The organism is Peribacillus sp. NPDC046944 (assembly GCF_050272735.1).
Lineage (GTDB): Bacteria > Bacillota > Bacilli > Bacillales > DSM-1321 > Peribacillus.
In genome coordinates this window covers 332859-353072 of record NZ_JBNNML010000003.1, presented here as the reverse complement: position 1 = coordinate 353072, position 20214 = coordinate 332859, and the positions used below count along the sequence as shown (strand labels likewise).

Here is a 20214-nt window from a genome sequence, read left to right as displayed (position 1 = left end):
GAGGTAGATATGGAATTACTAATGACAAGGTTACATGAAGGTACTGTATTGTTATATGCCGTCAGTATGCTTTTATATTTCTTAGATTTTCTAAATAATAACCAGAAGGCTAATAAAATCGCCTTCTGGTTGCTTTCTATTGTTTGGGTACTGCAAACAATTTTTTTATTTCTTTATGTAATGAAAACGGGAAGGTTTCCAATCTTGACGATTTTCGAAGGGCTATATTTTTATGCTTGGCTCCTCGTTTCATTATCATTGATCATTAACCGGTTGTTACGTGTCGATTTTATCGTATTCTTTACTAATCTACTTGGGTTCATGGTGATGGCCATCCATACGTTTGCCCCTGTCCAGATAGAATCGGAAGTCCTTGCACAACAGCTGGTTTCTGAGCTTTTATTTATTCATATCACGTTTGCCTTACTATCTTATAGTGCTTTTACTCTTTCATTCGTGTTTTCCTTACTCTACTTGATTCAATATGACTTATTGAAGCGAAAGAAATGGGGTAAGCGGTTGCTTCGACTGGGTGATTTGACGAAGCTTGAAAATCTGTCGTATGTTCTCGCTGTAATCGGCGTTCCGTTATTGGGGGTATCTTTGATACTGGGCATTCAGTGGGCCAATCTTAAATTACCAGGTGTTTCTTGGTTGGATATGAAAATTATCGGTTCGTTTGTTATATTGATAGGATACAGTGTTTATTTATACTTGAAAATCCGAAAACAGGTTTATGGCAGGGCTTTGGCCTTTTTGAATATTGGATTCTTCATGATTGTATTAATTAACTTTTTCCTTTTTGGAAGTCTTTCATCATTCCATGTTTGGAATACATAGGAGGAAACTATGAGAAAAATTATTGTCGGTTCTAGACGTAGTAAACTAGCGATTACCCAAACGAATTGGGTGATTAATCAACTTAAGGATCTTGGCCTTCCCTACGAGTTCGAAGTGAAGGAAATAGTCACGAAAGGTGACCAGATCCTAGATGTGACGCTTTCGAAAGTAGGCGGTAAGGGACTATTTGTTAAAGAAATCGAACAGGCCATGCTGAATAAGGAAATTGATATGGCTGTACATAGCATGAAGGATATGCCAGCGGTGCTTCCAGAAGGATTGACGATTGGCTGCATTCCACCAAGAGAAGATCACCGTGATGCATTGATTTCAAAGAATCATGAAAAGCTTTCTGAATTGAAACCGGGCTCTATTGTTGGAACAAGCAGTTTGCGTCGCAGTGCCCAAATCTTGTCAAGAAGACCGGATCTTGAAATTAAATGGATTCGCGGGAATATTGATACCCGTTTGGATAAACTAAAAAATGAAGAGTATGACGCCATCATTCTAGCTGCTGCAGGTCTTGCTAGAATGGGTTGGAAGAAAGACGTCGTAACGGAATTTTTAGATGAAGACATTTGTTTACCGGCTGTTGGCCAAGGAGCTCTTTCCATTGAGTGCCGTGCAGATGATCATGATTTATTGTCTGAGCTTGCTAAATTCACGTGTGAAAATACGAAAAAGACCGTAGAAGCTGAACGTGCCTTTTTAGATAAAATGGAAGGTGGCTGCCAGGTGCCGATTGCAGGATTGGCAGTTGCAAAAGACAATGGAGATGTTTCCTTAACAGCTTTAGTCGCTTCCCCGGATGGTAAAGTGATTTATAAAGAAATGGCTGAGGGCCCAAATCCTGAAGCTGTTGGCCTTGAGGCTGCTAGACTGATTAGTGAATTCGGTGGCAAAGAGTTGATTGATCGTGTAAAAGAGGAGCTTGATCAGTAATGAAGCCGTTTTTGCCTCTTAAAGATTATCAGGTTTTAATCACCAGAGGGAAAGGGCAAGCTGAGGGTTTGCAAACTTTAGTGAAAAAAAATGGGGGAACTCCTCTGATGGTGCCGTTGCTAGAGTTTACCCTTCCAGAAAATCTGGAAGAGGTACAAGAACGGTTGAATCGATTGAACAGCTATGACTGGGTCATATTAACGAGCAAGAATGGTGTGGATTTTTTGTTCAGGCTGCTCGGCAAGCAACAACATGTGGTGCTTCCGAAAATAGCCGTCATTGGATCCAAAACGGAAGAGGCTTTGAACGCGTATGGATATGAAGCGGATTTTGTTCCATCCGAATATGTTGCAGAAAGTTTTGTTTCGGAGTTTATTACTCACCTCGAACCCGGTGAACGTGTCCTCCTTGCGAAAGGGAACCTCGCAAGGACGGTCATAGCGGAGGCCATTAATGAAACGAGTGCATCGTGTGATGAAATGATTATCTATCACACCATACTTCCACAAGAGAGCGAAAGACAACTGGTCCAATTAATCTTGAACGGGAAAGTGGATATCATCACCTTTACAAGCTCTTCCACGGTGAATCACTTTACACAGATCATTGAACAATATGAATTGAATACATACATAAAAGACCTTGTCATTGCTTGTATTGGACCGATTTGTGCCAGGACGGCATCGAAAAATGGTTTACATGTTTCTGTATGTCCTGATGTCTATACAACAGAAGCGATGGTTGAGGAAGTAGTACGGTATATTGTTAAAAAGAATCCTAAAGGAGGAACCATAAAATGAAAGATATTTTATTCAATCGTCACCGCCGCCTGCGTGCAAGTGCCGGCATGAGGGCTTTAGTCCGTGAAACATACGTACATAAAGAGGATTTAATCTACCCGATTTTCATCATCGACGGTGAGAACATAAAAACGGAAATTGCCTCCATGCCAGGAATTTACCAGCTTTCGATGGATAATCTAGCGGCAGAGATGGATGAGGTCGTGGGTCTTGGCATTAAATCAGTCATTTTATTCGGTGTTCCATTTGAACATGATAAGGATGAACAAGGCACTGGAGCCTTTCATCATAATGGACTTGTCCAACAAGCAACCCGACTCATCAAAAAACAATACCCTGAAGTCATGGTCATTGCTGACACATGCTTATGTGAATACACAAGCCATGGTCACTGCGGGGTAGTTGAGGGAGACAAAATCTTAAATGATGCGTCACTTGACCTTCTTGCCAAAACGGCCATCAGCCAAGCAGAAGCAGGTGCCGATATCATTGCCCCTTCTAATATGATGGATGGATTTGTTGCGGCCATCCGTGCAGGACTAGATGAAGCGGGTTACGAAGATATCCCGATCATGTCTTATGCTGTGAAATATTCGTCCGCTTTTTATGGTCCTTTCCGTGATGCGGCCAATGGGGCTCCTCAGTTCGGCGACCGGAAAACGTACCAAATGGACCCGGCTAACCGTCTAGAAGCTTTCCGTGAAGCAGAATCCGATGTAGAAGAAGGAGCCGACTTCTTAATCGTGAAACCAGCTCTTTCCTACATGGATGTCATCAGGGACATGAAAAATACCTTCACACTTCCGATTGTGGCTTATAACGTAAGTGGGGAATATTCAATGGTGAAGGCTGCCGCCCAAAACGGCTGGATCGATGAAAAATCAATCGTAATGGAAATGATGACAGGCTTCAAACGAGCAGGTTCTGACTTGATCATTACTTATTTTTCAAAAGATGTAGCCCGTTGGATCGATGAAGATAATAAGTGAGGAAAAAATAATATAGTTTATTAGAGAAAAGGGGACGGATACATGCGTTCATACGAAAACTCAAAAAAGGCGTTTGCCGAAGCTAAAGACCTGATGCCAGGGGGCGTAAATAGTCCTGTCCGTGCCTTCAAGTCAGTGGATATGGATCCTATTTTCATGAAACGGGGTAAAGGATCCAAACTCTATGATATTGATGGTAACGAATATATTGACTACGTTCTTTCATGGGGTCCACTTATTCTTGGTCACACGAATGACCGTGTAGTTGAGGCATTGAAAAAGGTAGCAGAATCAGGTACAAGCTTCGGTACTTCTACGCTGATTGAAAATGAACTGGCTAAGCTAGTCATCGAGAGGGTCCCTTCAATCGAAATGATCCGAATGGTTTCTTCAGGAACAGAAGCTACGATGAGTGCATTGAGATTGGCGCGTGGCTATACAGGCCGCGATAAAATCCTGAAATTTGAAGGGTCTTATCATGGACATGGTGATTCCTTGCTGATTAAGGCCGGCTCTGGTGTGGCTACGCTTGGCTTACCTGATAGTCCAGGAGTGCCTGAAGGAATTGCAAAGAATACCATCACGGTACCATATAATGATCTTGCAGCCACTAAATACGCGTTCGAACAGTTTGGTGAAGATATCGCCTGTATAATCGTCGAGCCGGTTGCAGGAAATATGGGAGTCGTACCGCCACAACCTGGTTTCCTTGAAGGACTACGTGACTTGACGACCCAATACGGATCCTTATTGATCTTTGATGAAGTCATGACAGGCTTCCGAGTAGGTTATAACTGTGCTCAAGGTTATTTCGGCGTTGATCCGGACTTGACTTGCCTAGGTAAAGTGATCGGCGGCGGTTTACCTGTCGGGGCTTTCGGCGGCAAACGTAAAATCATGGAGCAAGTAGCCCCAAGCGGTAATATTTATCAAGCAGGTACATTATCCGGTAACCCTCTTGCGATGACAGCAGGACTTGAAACCCTGAGTCAATTGACACCTGAATCGTATGATGAGTTTACCCGTAAAGGCGATATGCTTGAAAAAGGAATCGGGGAAGCGGCGAAACGATATGGCATTCCCTATACATTCAACCGTGCCGGTTCAATGATCGGACTTTTCTTTACAAATGAAGATGTAGTGAACTATGATACAGCCAAAACATCTGATTTAGAGTTTTTTGCATCGTACTACCGGGAAATGGCGAACCAAGGGATTTATCTTCCGCCTTCTCAATACGAAGGCTTATTCCTATCAACGGCTCATAGCGATGAAGACATTGAAAAAACAATCGCAGCAGCTGAAAAAGCTTTCGCTACATTGAAAAAATAATCGTAAGGGTTTCCCCATTCCGGGGAAGCCCTTTTTTATTTGTGATGATTTCCCCCCTCCGTTCAACCGTTTGTTCGATTCATTCATCCATTTTTCCCATTGATTAAAGGAATAATCATTTCCCTTTCCTCATAGATTGTTATTGGTATAGGTACTGTTTTTCTGAAGCTGAAAGGAGGAGTTGTCTTGTCGCAAGAAAACGAATCGTATTTGCGATTTTCTTTGGAAGAGTCCGTTTGGTTTCATAAGGGACAGGAAGTGGCTGAGCTCTATTCCATATCCCTCGATCCAAATGTGACGATCCAGGAAAGCGATCAATATGTGTTTATCCGGGGTTCATTAGATTTAAGTGGTGAATACAAAGACTCGCAAAACGGTGATTATGAGGAATTTCCTCAAAGCTTTTTGCCGAAAGCCGTTCAAAAGGTTGAGAGGCATCCAGATGGTCTCAATGAATTCACACACCGATTTCCGGTTGATATAACGATACCGAATAACCGAATCTCCTCATTGGAGGAAATCGATATCACGATTCAGAGTTTTGACTATGCCCTGCCTGAACATAACTGCCTAAAATTACAGGCGGATTTGTTGATAACCGGTATTTACAATGATTCCTATGTGGAAGAGCGCATGGAAGTAGATCAAGAGACCGAGGAGACTGAGTTTCTTGAGGAATCAGATGAAGAAACTGAATCATACGTTCCATATGCGGCTGCAGAACCACCCGTCCCTGATTTCCATCATGTCTTCCGCAATGACGAGCAAAGTGATCTATACACGCCATTTTCCGCAGAAGCAAAACGAGTCGCGGAAGCAAAAGAGGATGAAGAAGAGGAACCGGTATACCTAAGTAATCATCAACATAACGCCCCTGTTTTTGAAATTCCTGTATCCCCATTTCCTGAGGAGATGCAGTGGGAAGCCGAGGTCAACAGACAGGATAACGACATAGAGACGCAAGTGAAAAGAAGAGTAATTGAAATTGAGGAAGAGAAAAATGAGACTCCTGTTTCCAAGGAAAAGTGGCCAGCATCGTTTGAGACAGAAAAAGGAGGAAGAATTGAAGAGCAGGTTAAAAGAAGGGTGGATGAGATAGAGGGAGGAAAAGGAGAAAGTATCGAGGAACAGGTCAAAAGGCGAGTGGATGAAATCGAGGCAAAAAAAGATGCAGAGAACAAAGGAAACATCGAGGAACAGGTCAAAAGAAGAGTGGCTGAGATAGAAGATAAAAAAGGAAAACGTATTGAAATCGAAGTGAAAAGAAAAGTCGCTGAAATAGAAGAAGAAAAGGAAGGCTCCGTTTATTTGACCGATGTGGAAAATGTGCCAGTGGTTAAAATTCCGGGTTCGCCTCATCAAGAACAGGATGTCATCGTCAATAGGCAAGATGACAATCTTAGTGATGAGAATGAATCCTCAAGCCTCGAAAAGGATCCGGAATCCCTTTCATCTTTGACCGATCTATTCAAAAGAAGAGAAAAACCCGAAAAACAGGCAAAAGAAATGAAAAATTATAAAGGCAGAAAAAAGCAAAATGCCGAACAAGGTGAAAAAGAAAACCAGGATAATGCGGATAAGCAACACACCATCATGGATCTTTTCGGAAGAAAGCAGGAAGAAGAATTGGTCAGGATGAAGGTCTGTATTGTACAGCAGGGGGAAACGATAGATGATCTGGCCCAGCGTTATGGCGTCACGGTACAATCCTTGCTTCTTAGTAATGAACTAGAAGGCAATCAGAGCGTTACCGAAGGGCAAGTCATTTACATTCCAAAGTCCATTGCTTACAAAAACTAATCACAAGCAGTAAGCAGGGCCTTGGCTCTGCTCCTGCTTTATCTTGCATTTCAAACGATTGGCGAGCTTTTTTTAAAAGAAAGTGAGTGAGTCTCGTGAGGGAAAACGAGAATCAACAAAAGAATATTCAGGATAGTGATTCAGCCTATGTCTTAAAAGAATACGCGCTTTATGTACAATATATCGAGGACTTTGGACGAGTGAAAAAAGTGTATAGCGACCGTGGTACCTTTGCCTTGAAATCGATTACGCCCCACAATGGAATGGACTTTATCCGAAATATCCAAACATTGTATCACCGGGGATATAACCGAATCGTGCCTATTTACCAAACGATGGACCAGCGCTATGCCGTGCTTCATAATGGCCGATTATATTACCTGATGCCTTGGTTGAATAATGAAGAAAATGGCGAACGTGATGAGAAACATAAGCAAATGTTCAGGGAACTTGCACGGATGCATACACTGTCTGTGAAAGAAACAGAGGTGGATACAGAGGAGCGGGAAGCTCATTATGAAAGAACGCTGAGTGAGTGGAATACGCAGAAAGACTTTATGGAAGAGTACATTGTCACCTGTGAAAGAAAGTGGTATATGTCTCCATTTGAGATGTCGGTCTGCACCTTTTTTACGGATATCACCCAGGCATTGAACTACTCTATCAAAAAGTTTGAAACATGGTTCGAAAAGACAAAGGAAAGCGAAAAAGTAAGGACCGTCCTCACCCACGGAAAGGTTTCATTGAAGCACTTTGTATATGATGAACGAGGATATGGTTACTTTATCAATTTCGAGAATTCGAATACGGCCCCTCCCCATTTTGACTTACTACCTTTTCTCGTCAAAACGGCGAGGACCTATCCAGTCCAATGTGATGATTGCGTCGATTGGCTTTATAATTATCTTCGTTTCTTTCCTTTGAAAGAAGAGGAAATGCTGCTGATGCAAAGTTATTTGGCTTTCCCGGGATCAGCACTGGATGTGGTGAAGAACTATTCCGAGGGTAAAGGTCTAAGGACGGAACTGGATAATGTCACGAAGCTGCAACGACAATTCTGGCTTTTGAAGAATGTGGAATATATGGTGATGAAGGTCGAGGAAGTCGAAAAACAGAAAAAAGCGGCTGCCGAGGCGGCCAAAGAGGAACAATCGCCCCCAAGCTAAATATACATGAATGGATGAATATCCAATCATGTATATTTTTTTGTTGTAGGGGAATAATTATATCCATTCTAAATATAGCGACATGGCTAAGAAAATAAAGGCGACCAACAGGAGCATATCGAAGAAAGTTGGAAATATTAACGTACGTATTCCTTGAAAAACAATAAAGGGGACAATGAATTGCTGACAAACACCGCGGAACTTTTTCATCCAAGGTGGCAACGTATAAGGTGAGTATTTTCGTCTCAAGATTGCACCTTCCTTTGTAGGACTTCTTTTATTGTATGGGAGGGCTGCGAAACATGTGAGAAATGCGGAACATCATGAAACGTTGATGGTATAATAGGAAGATCGCTCTGTTCTTGTGAGCCTCCCTTAGTGAATAGGGCCATACTTACGAAAGTAAACGAAAAGATGATTGACTCGACCCCCCTTTTTTTTGTACTATATACTATATGCAATTAATGATTTTACATATGAATATAAATGAATGTAAAGACCGGAAATAGTAAGATGAAATGCCCTTTTCAGAGAGGAAACCATTGGTGCGAGGTTTCTAAGCAGGCAGCATCAGAAGTCGTCCGCGAGCAGTCTTCGTGAATAGTTAGTAGCGAAGGCCGGTGAAGAGCCGTTATCCGATTTGAGAGCCGAGAAAAGATTTCTTTCTTTTTCGGAAAAAAGGTGGCACCGCGAACAACTTCCTTCGTCCTTTTATGATGATGGAAGTTTTTTTTATGCCCAAAAGGAGGAAAACAACATGGAAGAAAACCAAATTTCGATGCCAACAAAATATGATCCGCAAACGATAGAGAAAGGCCGTTATAAATGGTGGCTTGATGGGAAGTACTTTGAAACAACAGGTGATGATAAAAAAGAACCGTATACAATCGTCATCCCTCCACCAAACGTAACAGGTAAGCTACATCTTGGTCATGCTTGGGATACAACACTACAAGATATCTTGACACGTATGAAGCGTATGCAAGGATATGACGTGCTATGGCTTCCTGGTATGGACCATGCCGGTATCGCAACACAGGCGAAAGTGGAACAAAAGCTTCGTGCTGAAGGCGTTAGCCGCTATGACCTAGGTCGTGAGAAATTCGTGGAAGAAACATGGAAATGGAAAGAGGAATATGCAAGCCATATCCGTGAACAATGGGCAAAACTTGGTCTTGGCCTTGACTATACCCGCGAACGCTTCACGCTTGATGAAGGTCTTTCTAAAGCGGTTAACGAAGTATTCGTTACCCTTTATAAAAAAGGATTGATTTATCGTGGCGAATATATCATTAACTGGGACCCATCGACGAAAACGGCCATTTCTGATATCGAAGTAATCTACAAAGATATTCAAGGTGCATTCTATCATATGAAATACCCGCTAGTTGACGGATCGGGAGAAATTGAAATTGCGACAACCCGTCCAGAAACGATGCTTGGTGATACGGCAGTTGCGGTACATCCTAAAGATGACCGTTACAAGCATTTAATCGGGAAAATGGTTCGTCTGCCAATCACAGGTCGTGAAATTCCGATCGTTGGCGATGATTATGTGGATATGGATTTCGGTTCGGGTGCCGTTAAAATTACACCGGCTCATGACCCTAATGACTTTGAAATCGGAAACCGTCATAATCTAGAACGCATCCTTGTCATGCATGAAGATGGTTCGATGAATGAGAAGGCTGGTAAATATGAAGGAATGGACCGTTTCGAATGCCGTAAGCAAATCGTCAAAGACTTGCAAGAAGCTGGAGTACTCTTCAAAATTGAAGACCACCTTCACTCTGTCGGCCATTCAGAGCGTAGCGGAGCAGTTGTAGAACCATATCTTTCTACTCAATGGTTCGTTAAAATGCAGCCTCTTGCTGATGCATCGGTTGACCTTCAAAAGAAATCCGAGGATGAAAAGGTCAACTTCGTTCCGGATCGTTTCGAGAAAACATATCTGCACTGGATGGAAAATATCCGCGATTGGTGTATTTCCCGTCAACTTTGGTGGGGCCACCGCATCCCGGCCTGGTACCATAAAGAGACAGGCGAGGTATACGTGGGACAGGAAGCACCTGCTGATGCACAGAACTGGGAACAAGATACAGACGTCCTGGACACTTGGTTCAGCTCCGCACTATGGCCGTTCTCGACTATGGGCTGGCCGGACAAGGAAAGCATCGATTTCAAACGTTACTATCCGACCGGAGCACTTGTAACAGGATATGATATCATTTTCTTCTGGGTATCACGGATGATTTTCCAAGCGCTTGAATTTACGGGAGAGCGCCCATTCGAAGACGTTCTGATCCATGGTCTTGTTCGTGATGAACAGGGACGCAAGATGAGTAAATCGCTTGGCAATGGTGTCGATCCAATGGATGTCATCGACCAATATGGTGCAGATTCGCTACGTTACTTCCTTTCAACAGGAAGCTCACCAGGGCAAGATCTTCGTTACAGCACGGAAAAAGTGGAAGCGGTATGGAATTTCTCCAATAAGATCTGGAATGCCTCCCGTTTTGCCTTAATGAACATGAATGGCATGACGTATGATGAAATCGATTTAAGCGGTGAAAAGTCCGTTGCTGATAAATGGATCCTTACTCGATTGAATGAAACGATTTCAAACGTGACAAGACTTGCGGACCGTTATGAATTCGGTGAAGTGGGTCGCGTGCTTTATAATTTCATTTGGGATGATTTCTGTGACTGGTATATTGAAATGGCTAAACTTCCGCTATATGGCGAAGACGAAGCGGCGAAGAAAACGACTCGTTCGATTCTTGCATACGTACTAGATAACACGATGAGATTGCTTCACCCATTCATGCCGTTCATAACGGAAGAAATTTGGCAAAACCTTCCGCACCAAGGCGAATCAATCACGGTTGCTGCATGGCCTGAAGTGAAGGAAGAGTTAACGGATACAGCTGCAGCGGAGGAAATGAAACTGCTTGTTGAAATCATCCGTTCAGTCCGGAATATCCGTTCTGAAGTCAACACGCCTTTAAGCAAAAAAATCAACTTGATTCTAAAAGCAAAAGATGAGTCCATTTTAGAAACATTAGAAAAAAACAGCAGCTATATCGAGCGTTTCTGTAATCCTGAACAATTGACAATCGGCATCGATGTCGAAGAACCAGCACAAGCCATGACAGCTGTGGTTACGGGTGTTGAACTGATCCTTCCACTAACAGGGCTGATCAATATCGACGAAGAAGTGAAACGTCTTGAAAAGGAACTCGACAAACTTAATAAAGAAGTAGAACGCGTACAGAAAAAACTAGGCAACGAAGGCTTTGTCAAAAAAGCGCCAGCAAGCGTCATTGAAGAAGAACGTGCCAAAGAAAAAGACTATAGTGAGAAACGTGATTCTGTCATTCATAGAATCAATGAATTGAAACAGCTTTAAAAAACAAAAAAGGATGAACCGGCTATGTAAGAAGCTGGTTCATCCTTTTATTTGTTACTTAACCGATAGTTTCTCTTTTATAAACAATAGATACTCTTTTACAATATTAAGATTGCTGAGCGCACTTAACGTTCTGCTTCCCACTACATCTTCAATTTCATTGAGCATGAGGCTGCCATCTTCGGCGAAAATGAAATCGATCCCGACCATGCCAAAGTCAAAGGCGGCGATTACCCGTTCTACGAGTGTCCGTTCGGCAGCTGACAGCTCATATAACGAAGCAGATCCGCCTAACGTGTAATTGGCCTTGAAGTTTGAAGAGGACTCTCTAAGGACAGCTGCAATGATTCTGTTCCCAATGACAAAGACACGGATATCCTTTCCGAATACACCCGGTTTTTGAACGATCCATTTTGCGTTAGGCAGTTCTCTCAAGTCTTTTTCATGTTCAATCAAGTAAACCTGTTTTCCACCACGTCCATGAACGTCTTTCGCAATGAATGGTAATTCCATATCGCTTGTTGAGGGAGTGCCATAGCAATAAACTGTATCTGACATTGGAATGCCGATAGAAGTCACATATTGATGCGTCTTTGCTTTATCATTCACGATTTCCGAGATGAAAGAAGAGTTGAAGCATGTGATATGTAGCCTTTCCAATTGTTTGGTGAAGAAAGGATCGATGGTCCGGACTATCGCAAAATCAGGCAAATCTATCGGTTCGTGCTTGTGTTCGACATACAATTGATTCGAACGGTGGCCGATTTGTAGGTGGTCGCGATAATATAAACGCAAATCTAGGTCGAGACTTTTGGCCTCTTCCAGCATCCAATCTATGTATCCCCTGTTTTTTGCGGAATCTTCCTGGTTATAAATCAGCCAGCCTGTATGCTTTTTCATTGGAATCCCTTTCTTTCGAATGCATCCATCACATAATCAAACATGCTGTCAGCAATATTAATGCCCGTACATTCGTAAATGTTGAGCAAGTGCGAGTTCGAGTTCACTTCACATAATAGCGGGCCATCTTCTCCGAACAGCAAATCTACCCCGGCAAAATCCGCACCCAATAGAGTAGCGCAACGGATGGCAAGATCACTTTCTGCCTTGGTGGGTGTGTAGGGGAAGGCTGTTCCACCAGCTGTCATGTTAGCTCGAAAATCATGCTCGGACTTCCGTTGCATGGAAGCGATGACTTGATTACCGACGACATTGACACGGATATCCCGGCCTTTACTATGCTCAATGAATTCCTGCATAATAAAAGGCCGGTGCCCAAGCTTTTTCACCGTTTCCATAAATTCATCCTCCGTAGGAATTAAATACACCTGTTCCCCGAATGAACCGTATGCTTCTTTTACAACTAGGGGGTAGCCAAGCTCATTGCCGATTTTTTTGAATGCATCCAGGTTCTTTCTTTCTATTCCTTCATAAGTAAACGGGGGAAACAGGGTTTTTGGCATCGGGATGCAGTGACCCGCTAAAGCTTGATGCGTTTTGGCCTTGCTATCGCACATATCGATGGCCGAGCTGCTGTTATATACGGGTAGGCCGAGCAGTTCCAGATGGCGTGCCAAATGAATATCCTTATCCATAAACAGGACGAAATCTGGTAATTTTCCATCAGTTCCTTTTAGATACGGGGTTCCCTTTTCAATAACGGGAACCAGGTCGGAATTTCGGACAAGTGTTGCCGATATCCCTTTTCTTTCAGCGGACTCTTGTATGAATAAAGCCAAGCTAGAAAACTTTTCATGTTGCAAATAGCCGTTGACGACAATCCAACAATGGAGTGAAGAAGATTTCATGGTCAATCACTACCTTTCATCTAGGTAAATCGTTAATATATTGATAAAATAATTTTAACGCATAAGAGCGGTATAAAGAAAGAGGAGGCTTATCGATAAATGGTAACGGACATGAATGAAATCAACCGATTTTTTGAAGAAAGACAGGTCCAATTAGGTATGAACTTTGGCTTGTCACGAATGGAAACATTATTAGCTAAATTAGGAAACCCCCATGTAGGGCTTAAATATATACATATTGCAGGGTCCAATGGCAAAGGTTCTACGCTCCAATTCATAAAGGAAATCCTTTTGGCTGAAGGGCTACGGGTGGCTTCTTTCACATCCCCATACTTAATTCGACTGAATGAGCAGGTAAAGATAAACCGGGAGGAAATCAGCGATGAGGACTTTGTCTCTGGATTTCAAGAACTGTGGCCAATCGTACAAGAGATGGATGGTGAAGGAAATGGACCCACTCAATTTGAAATCCTGACAGCGATGGCTTTTTCTTATTTTAGCAAAAAAGGCACGGATTTGGTTTTACTGGAAACGGGACTTGGGGGAAGGCTCGATACCACCAATGTCGTCAAGCCACTTCTTTCCATCATCACCTCCATTTCTTTGGAGCATACGAATATCCTCGGTAATACGCTTGGAGAAATTGCTTTTGAGAAGGCAGGGATCATTAAAAAAGGGGCACCCATCATCAGTGGAGTGACGACAGAGGAACCAGCAAAGGTGATAGAAGATAAAGCACGTTCCATGGACGTTCCATATTATCAAATCGATAAAGACGTTCATGTACATGGCATTAAGCAAGATGAACTCGGCCAAAGCTTCTCTTTTTCATTCAAGGATATCACCATCGAAAATATAGCGGTAAAGATGCTAGGGCGCCATCAAATCTATAATGCTGCACTGGCCATCGCAGCTGCTACAATTGTAAGAGAGGACATCCGTGAACAAAGCATTCGGGAGGGGATAGGGGAAGCACAGTGGAATGGCCGTTTTGAGATAATTTCAAATGAACCGTTGATCATCATTGATGGGGCGCATAATCCAGCCGGTATTGAGGTGCTGCTTGACACGTTAAAGACACGCTATCCGAATCATCGTTACCGGTTTATATTCAGTTCGTTTCGTGATAAGGATTATGCTACAATGCTTCAGCTACTCGACACGGAAGCAAGTCAAATAACGGTTACTGAATTCGAACATGAACGGGCAGCGAACGCGGAAGTGCTTTATGAACATTGTTCTAAGGAGAAACGGGAATTGGAGAAGGATTGGCAGAAAGCGATCATAACCGGCAAACAAAGAACAAACGCACGAGAAGTACTGGTCATCACGGGTTCCCTCTATTTTCTTTCTCTTGTCCGGAAATTTGTATACAGTGTTGAGTGATCATCAGCATATGCCACTTATTGCAGCCATTTTTTCTATCATATTTAGCTTTATACCCATTTGTCTTTTAAGACAGAAGGGTTTTTTTAGGTTCAAAAAATAAAGAAACAAAGACTTTTGACCTATTAGTTTTAAAGTTTTTTAATTTGGGTATAGTGCTAAAGTAACTGATTACTGGTATGATTAATGTGTCAAGATACTCATGGGGATGGGGAGAATAAATGATTATTTCTAGAAAAAAAAGAATGGCTGTCTATGTGATGTGGTTTCTTATTATACCCGCTGGTTTAGTCGGGACTTTTCATGTATTTCCGCCAATCACGAGTGGGAATACGGGGGACATTGTTGCTTTTCTCGCACTCATAAGTGTATTGACCTTGATGCCGATTATGATTAACAATATCCCGATCACAGTCGTACAGGGAGTTTCGCTCGCGGTCTTTCTAGTGTTCGGACTAGCTATCGAAATCCTGGTCACACAGGTTACCTTCATGTTCATTATAGTCAGGCTTCGATTAGCCAAAAAGGATTGGTATCGGTTTCCGCTTAATTCCATCACGTCATTTATATTTTGCCTATTGAGTGGACTGGTCTATTATGGCTTAGGTGGAGATCATGATTTCACTTCCGGTATTGATATTTTCGACATTCTGCTGATTCTCGTTTATCTGTGTTCTTATTTTTTATTCAATCATTTAGCTGTCACCGTCTCCCATTCATGGTTATATGGGAAAAAGATGGAGATGAAAACAAAGGATGCTTTATGGGACGGTTTCTTAAGCCTCATGACCATGCCAATCGGGATTATTTTATTTATTTTATATATCGAAATGGGGACCTTGGCCATTTTGCTCGTAGGGGCGGCTTTGATCAGTTTGGCTTATATCATGAAACAATACTATTTTACTAAGGAAATAAACAGGCATTTAAAAAAGGTAAGTGAATTTGGTCATCAGTTGACTCAAAGGCTACAGGCGAATGAGGTACTGGATCTATTTATTGATGGCAGTTCAGCGATCATCCCTTCCAAGTACACGCTGGTCTTCGAGATATTCGATGAAAAAGAAAACGCCCAGATATTACGATATGCAGAAAATGGCGTACAAATAGAAAAAAGGATTCAACCTGTTTCCATAAAAGAAGGAATTTATGCAACCCTTTTTCAATTGAAAAAGGCCAAGGTCTTTCATGCTAAAAAGGAATGGAAGCATCTGTCCAATTATGGGAATTTCCCCGAAGACGTGGAAAGCATCATGGCCATTCCGATTCTTCGGAACTCTGTTGTAGTTGGAGAAATCATCGTTACCTCTTCCGAGAAGAGGGCGTATGGTACGCATCAAACGAAGATCATGGACATTCTCTCATCCTACTTATGGGTGGCTCTTGAAAATGCTCGCCATTATCAAAAAACCAAATATAGCAGTGAACGATGCGCATTAACCCATTTATATAACTTTCGGTATTTTGAATGTGTGTTACATAAGGAGTTCGAACGTTTACAAAACCAATCAATCAATCAGTTGTCGCTAATCCTTCTTGATATTGACCATTTTAAGTCCGTTAACGATACATATGGGCATCAAAGCGGTAATGAAATCCTTTGTGAATTGGCGGAGCGTCTAGAGGGCATTGTTGGTCATTTAGGGGTAACAGCAAGGTACGGTGGAGAGGAATTCGTTATCCTCTTACCCAATGTTGGAAAAGAAGAAGTCTATCAATTCGCTGAATTTATCAGACTCTCGATAGCCAACAAGCCCTTCACCGTCCATTCGGATTTAAATGAAAATAGACGGGAAGAGTCCATTTCCATTACAGCAAGCATCGGGGTCGCAACAGCACCGGTCGATGCCGAAGATGCCCAATCGATAATCAGGCACGCTGACCGTGCCATGTATACAGGCGCAAAACAAGCTGGGAGAAATAAAGTGGCAGTATATGGAGGGTAAAAAGGCAGGATTCCTTGGAGTCTTGTCTTTTTTTTTATAAGGGTTATTTTACCAATATTAAAAATTAATGGATTTATTGCCCATTCTTGTGCATTTTTTGATAAAATATGCTTAAGTAATAAGACTATATAACTAATAATGGTATAAGCAATCGATAGAGAGAAACATATAGACTTTCATTACCAGGAACTGAACTGCTTCGTATAAGGCAGAGGAGAGATAAATTATAAATGAGAGTGATGTGTAAATTATGAAAAAATCAGTGGGGTTAGTCTTATCATTGGTATTACTATTTTCGTTTCTATTTCTACCTAAACCTTTAGAAGCAGCTGTTCAAACGTCTGGTCCTAAACTGAGAATCCTTGAGATAATTGCAACGGGGGAATCTTCACAATTAAAGAGTATCCTGGGTAATGACTATGAGTATACCTTAATGACGATGAAGAAGTTTGTCACACAGCGGGAAGAGCTGGATGGCAAATATGATGTGATTGCGATTATGGAGGGGAATTATACTTCTGACCCTGTAAGTGGGGATAATCATAATACAAAAGGTGTAATGAATGACATAACGAATTTAAAAGCAAATGAAATCATTAATGATTTCATTAATAAAGGACAACCTGTCATCCTACATACCAAAAGTCTAACGACTGGTTCTAAAATAAAAGCGAAGTTTAGCAATCAAAATCTATTAAATAAAAATAATGTCATCAACTATGATAGTACTAGTACCAATTCAAGCGGAAGCTTTTGGGATCGCTGGAACGAATTCTGGTATGGAAGTGGAAAAAATAATAATGAAAGTACACAAACAGATAAAGATAATATGAAAAAGGCTTTTAATGATTTTCTTAAAGGAGATAAGTACAAGCAATCCCCACGCTTTACATTAACTAAAGCCCCTGATAAGGAGAAGACATATCAGCCAAAAGAGGACATGGAATTCACGATGAATGTAGTCGTTCCTTCGGATATTAACTCGAGGAGCCTAAAAGCCAAGCTTTATATCGATTCCAATTTTGATGACAAATATACGACAGATGAAATTGTATTGGAGGAGAATGTTACTTCTAAAGCAACGAATCTTTCTTTCAAACTACCAAAAGGTTATTCAGGGGTACGTTATTGGAAAATGGAGCTTGTAGATTCCGGTAATAACTTAAAGAGTTATGAAAAAGGGATTATTAAGTTCGTTGATAAAAAAGTGGAAGTAAAAGTGCTCCAAGTCTATACAAATGAAAAAAGCTCGTTAAAAAGGGATAGCAACCCGAATAATATGAATCAATCTTATTTAAATAGTAACGAATATAGTATCTCGATTGACGCAACGAACATGGACACTTTTAATAAGTCAAAAAAAGAAGCCCCGAATTATTCGCATGAGGTCATTAACGGAAAATATGACATGGTCATCTTTGGATTTGCCGATTCTTATAATAGATCGGCGAATATAAATACAAATGCAGTGGCTTCATTGAAAAGGTTTATTGCTTCTAAACAAAGCATCATGTTTACCCACGATACCATTTTTGAAAATAATAATAATTGGGTAAATAATTTCATGAATGATACAGGACAAATCAGTCCTCAGACGAATCTTGGATATGGTGCACCCAATACTTCGAGAACGACGAAAAAAATCAATGATGGTTTAATGACAACCTATCCATATGCATTGAAAAATGAATTATCAGTGGCATTAACTCATAATCAGTATTACACGCTTGACTTGGAGGATCCAGAAATAATTCCTTGGTATAATATCACTGGAAACAGTCGGGATGAAAATGATAGCTGGAATCATTATTATACCTACTCGAAAGGGAACATTACGTACTCTGGAACAGGTCATAAGGGGGGAAGTGATAGCTTCCCTGATGATGAGCAAAAGTTATTCGTTAACACGATGTACAGAGCGTTCCTAGGGTCGAATCATGCACCTGAAATTACCATTCATACTCCAACAGAAAATCAGGTCATCCCTTTAAACCAGAACATCGAATTATCTTACACACTACAAGATTATGATTTAAAAGATAAAAATCTATCCACTAAAGTGTTTATGGACGAGAAAGAAGTATCGGAAGAAAAAGATGTGATAAATGGATCGACAATCAATATGTCTCTACCTCATAATTTACAGGATAGTAAAGTTGTGAAGATCAAGGTCCAAGCAACAGACCAATCTGGCGCAGTCAGTGAAAAAGAAGTGAAAGTAAAAGTACAAAAAATAAATGCCAATCTTGAAGTAAGCAGGATTTTGAAATCAAATAACTTAGTGGAAGTCGGACAACCTGTAGAAATCGAATATACGGTAACACCGAAAAAAATCACTGGAATAGAAGCTCAAGCCCTTTCTGGCAATTCCGTCACTCTAGAAGCCATGGCATTGAGAGAAAGTTTTCCGGCAGATTTGGAGGTCACTAGTGACGGTACGAAAAGTGGGACAGCATCAACTGGTATATCCCTAGAAAAGACATTGAGTATTGTCTACAAAAAAGTGGGCAATGACTTCGTTGCTAGTCCTTTGACGTTCAGTGTCCATGTCACGCCAACTGCAAAAAAACAGTATATATTGGCTAATTCTATATTGAGATATAAGGATTTAACTAATATCCAAAAAGAGTTAACGTTTAATACATTAACGTTCAATGCGGATTTCGCCTTAACTGGTATTGATTTTCCTGATTCTTACGTACTCAGTAAGGGTACAGAAAAAAACTTTTCGATTGACTTGAAAAAGTTGCCCGCAGATGCAGGAGTCAGGAGTATTTCATGGAGTGAAGAAAGCAGAGGAAATATTTTGGATTTAAATCCTGCTTCAGGAACGGCTAAAGTAATAAAAGAAGGAAATACATTCTTAAAAGTGAAAGTTACGGACAATTTCGGGAATGTTTTTGAAAAGAGAGTTCCTGTGACAGTAAGAATTCCGGTCAATTCGTTTACTTTAACGGACCTAACATTACATGTTGGCGAGACACTACCATTACCCGTTAGTAATATATCACCAAAGGATGGCAAGTCTAGCTTAGAGATTGTATTGGGTAACAATGACATAGCTCGTGTTAATAAAGAAGAATTCACCATTACAGGGTTAACGACTGGTGAAACCCTTATGACTGTTACGGGAATTGATTCTAATGGTGAGAGAGTCAAACACACTTCCATGATTACGGTGACAGAGGTACCCGTAACAGGTATAGAAGTGTACCCAAACGTGATTACCATGAATAAGTTCGATGAATTTAAAGATTTCACTGTTGAAATTTTACCAAGTAACGCAACGGATAAAACAGTAGTTTGGACATCTTCCGATAGCAACATTGTGGAAGCGGTGGAGAATGGTAAAATCAAGGGCGTCAGTACTGGGACGGCGAATATAGAGATTACATCTAAATCAAACCCTGTTGTGAAGGCCATAGTCAAGGTCCAAGTAGGCCAACCTCTTGAAGGAATCATCGTACCGGATATCACGCTACAAAAAGGTACTTCACAACCCATTGTCGTACATCATAGTCCAGCAGATGCAACAAACGTCGATACAACTGATTTCTCTCCTCTAAAGAATGATTATATAACGGTATCTAATGGAGCTGTTCATGGAGTGAGGGTAGGAAAAACTGAAATGATCGTTACAGTAAAAGATGATAAAGGTAAAGAATACAAAGCTGTCGTGAAGGTCACTGTTACGCCAATGGCCGAAAAAGATTCAAATGACAAGCAAGATAAATATTAATATTTTAAGGGCCGGGGCAACCCGGCTTTCGTTTATCTTCTAAACAGGAAAGGACAT

14 protein-coding genes and 1 other annotated feature are annotated in these 20214 nt (G+C 41.2%); of the genes, 11 read left to right on the top strand and 3 right to left on the bottom strand.

The features are described from left to right. Nucleotides 1–21 precede the first annotated feature (21 nt). The 7 genes from ACQKIC_RS07365 (at nucleotide 22) to ysxE (ending at nucleotide 7869) form a co-directional block, all read left to right on the top strand. Nucleotides 22–840, top strand: a complete 819-nt coding sequence (locus ACQKIC_RS07365) for a cytochrome C assembly family protein (protein ID WP_427668589.1) — start codon at nucleotides 22–24, stop codon at nucleotides 838–840. A 9-nt stretch (nucleotides 841–849) separates the two neighbouring features. Continuing rightward, entirely contained in the window at nucleotides 850–1782 is a 933-nt protein-coding gene (hemC, locus tag ACQKIC_RS07360; RefSeq protein WP_427590576.1) for a hydroxymethylbilane synthase, read from the top strand. Continuing rightward, the gene (locus ACQKIC_RS07355) at nucleotides 1782–2582 is read left to right on the top strand and encodes a uroporphyrinogen-III synthase (RefSeq protein WP_427590575.1); all 801 of its coding nucleotides are present in this window, start codon (nucleotides 1782–1784) and stop codon (nucleotides 2580–2582) included. Before hemC ends, ACQKIC_RS07355 begins: the two co-directional genes overlap by 1 nt. Further along, nucleotides 2579–3571: a porphobilinogen synthase gene (gene hemB, locus ACQKIC_RS07350; protein WP_402875846.1), complete on the top strand. Its 993-nt coding sequence runs from the start codon at nucleotides 2579–2581 to the stop codon at nucleotides 3569–3571. The genes ACQKIC_RS07355 and hemB overlap by 4 nt, the downstream gene beginning before the upstream one ends. Before the next feature lie 42 nt (nucleotides 3572–3613). Next, nucleotides 3614–4903, top strand: coding sequence for a glutamate-1-semialdehyde 2,1-aminomutase (gene hemL, locus ACQKIC_RS07345; protein ID WP_427590574.1), 1290 nt, complete (start codon nucleotides 3614–3616; stop codon nucleotides 4901–4903). Between the two features lie 186 nt (nucleotides 4904–5089). After that, the gene (locus ACQKIC_RS07340) at nucleotides 5090–6703 is read left to right on the top strand and encodes a LysM peptidoglycan-binding domain-containing protein (protein WP_427590573.1); all 1614 of its coding nucleotides are present in this window, start codon (nucleotides 5090–5092) and stop codon (nucleotides 6701–6703) included. Between the two features lie 95 nt (nucleotides 6704–6798). After that, on the top strand, nucleotides 6799–7869 hold the full coding sequence (gene ysxE, locus ACQKIC_RS07335; protein WP_402958140.1) for a spore coat protein YsxE: 1071 nt from the start codon (nucleotides 6799–6801) through the stop codon (nucleotides 7867–7869). A gap of 57 nt (nucleotides 7870–7926) precedes the next feature. Here the strand turns inward: ysxE and ACQKIC_RS07330 are convergent, their stop codons facing one another. Continuing rightward, nucleotides 7927–8079, bottom strand: a complete 153-nt coding sequence (locus ACQKIC_RS07330) for a hypothetical protein (RefSeq protein ID WP_402875862.1) — start codon at nucleotides 8077–8079, stop codon at nucleotides 7927–7929. A 276-nt stretch (nucleotides 8080–8355) separates the two neighbouring features. After that, nucleotides 8356–8583 (top strand) — a binding site (T-box leader). A 43-nt stretch (nucleotides 8584–8626) separates the two neighbouring features. On the opposite strand from ACQKIC_RS07330, the gene ACQKIC_RS07325 reads away from it, so the two are divergent. Next, on the top strand, nucleotides 8627–11278 hold the full coding sequence (locus tag ACQKIC_RS07325) for a valine--tRNA ligase (protein ID WP_402958145.1): 2652 nt from the start codon (nucleotides 8627–8629) through the stop codon (nucleotides 11276–11278). Nucleotides 11279–11332: 54 nt separating this feature from the next. Here ACQKIC_RS07325 and ACQKIC_RS07320 read toward each other — a convergent pair whose 3' ends face one another. Both ACQKIC_RS07320 and ACQKIC_RS07315 read right to left on the bottom strand, forming a co-directional pair. Further along, the gene (locus ACQKIC_RS07320) at nucleotides 11333–12178 is read right to left on the bottom strand and encodes an ATP-grasp domain-containing protein (RefSeq protein ID WP_427590572.1); all 846 of its coding nucleotides are present in this window, start codon (nucleotides 12176–12178) and stop codon (nucleotides 11333–11335) included. Continuing rightward, nucleotides 12175–13086, bottom strand: a complete 912-nt coding sequence (locus ACQKIC_RS07315; RefSeq protein ID WP_427590571.1) for an ATP-grasp domain-containing protein — start codon at nucleotides 13084–13086, stop codon at nucleotides 12175–12177. Before ACQKIC_RS07315 ends, ACQKIC_RS07320 begins: the two co-directional genes overlap by 4 nt. A gap of 99 nt (nucleotides 13087–13185) precedes the next feature. Here ACQKIC_RS07315 and ACQKIC_RS07310 point away from each other — a divergent pair, with 99 nt between their 5' ends. The 3 genes from ACQKIC_RS07310 (at nucleotide 13186) to ACQKIC_RS07300 (ending at nucleotide 20157) form a co-directional block, all read left to right on the top strand. Then, a complete protein-coding gene (locus ACQKIC_RS07310; RefSeq protein WP_427590570.1) occupies nucleotides 13186–14472 on the top strand; it encodes a bifunctional folylpolyglutamate synthase/dihydrofolate synthase in 1287 nt (428 codons plus the stop codon). Between the two features lie 245 nt (nucleotides 14473–14717). Further along, nucleotides 14718–16418: a sensor domain-containing diguanylate cyclase gene (locus ACQKIC_RS07305; RefSeq protein WP_427668587.1), complete on the top strand. Its 1701-nt coding sequence runs from the start codon at nucleotides 14718–14720 to the stop codon at nucleotides 16416–16418. Between the two features lie 250 nt (nucleotides 16419–16668). After that, the gene (locus tag ACQKIC_RS07300; RefSeq protein WP_427590568.1) at nucleotides 16669–20157 is read left to right on the top strand and encodes a DUF5057 domain-containing protein; all 3489 of its coding nucleotides are present in this window, start codon (nucleotides 16669–16671) and stop codon (nucleotides 20155–20157) included. Nucleotides 20158–20214 lie beyond the last annotated feature (57 nt).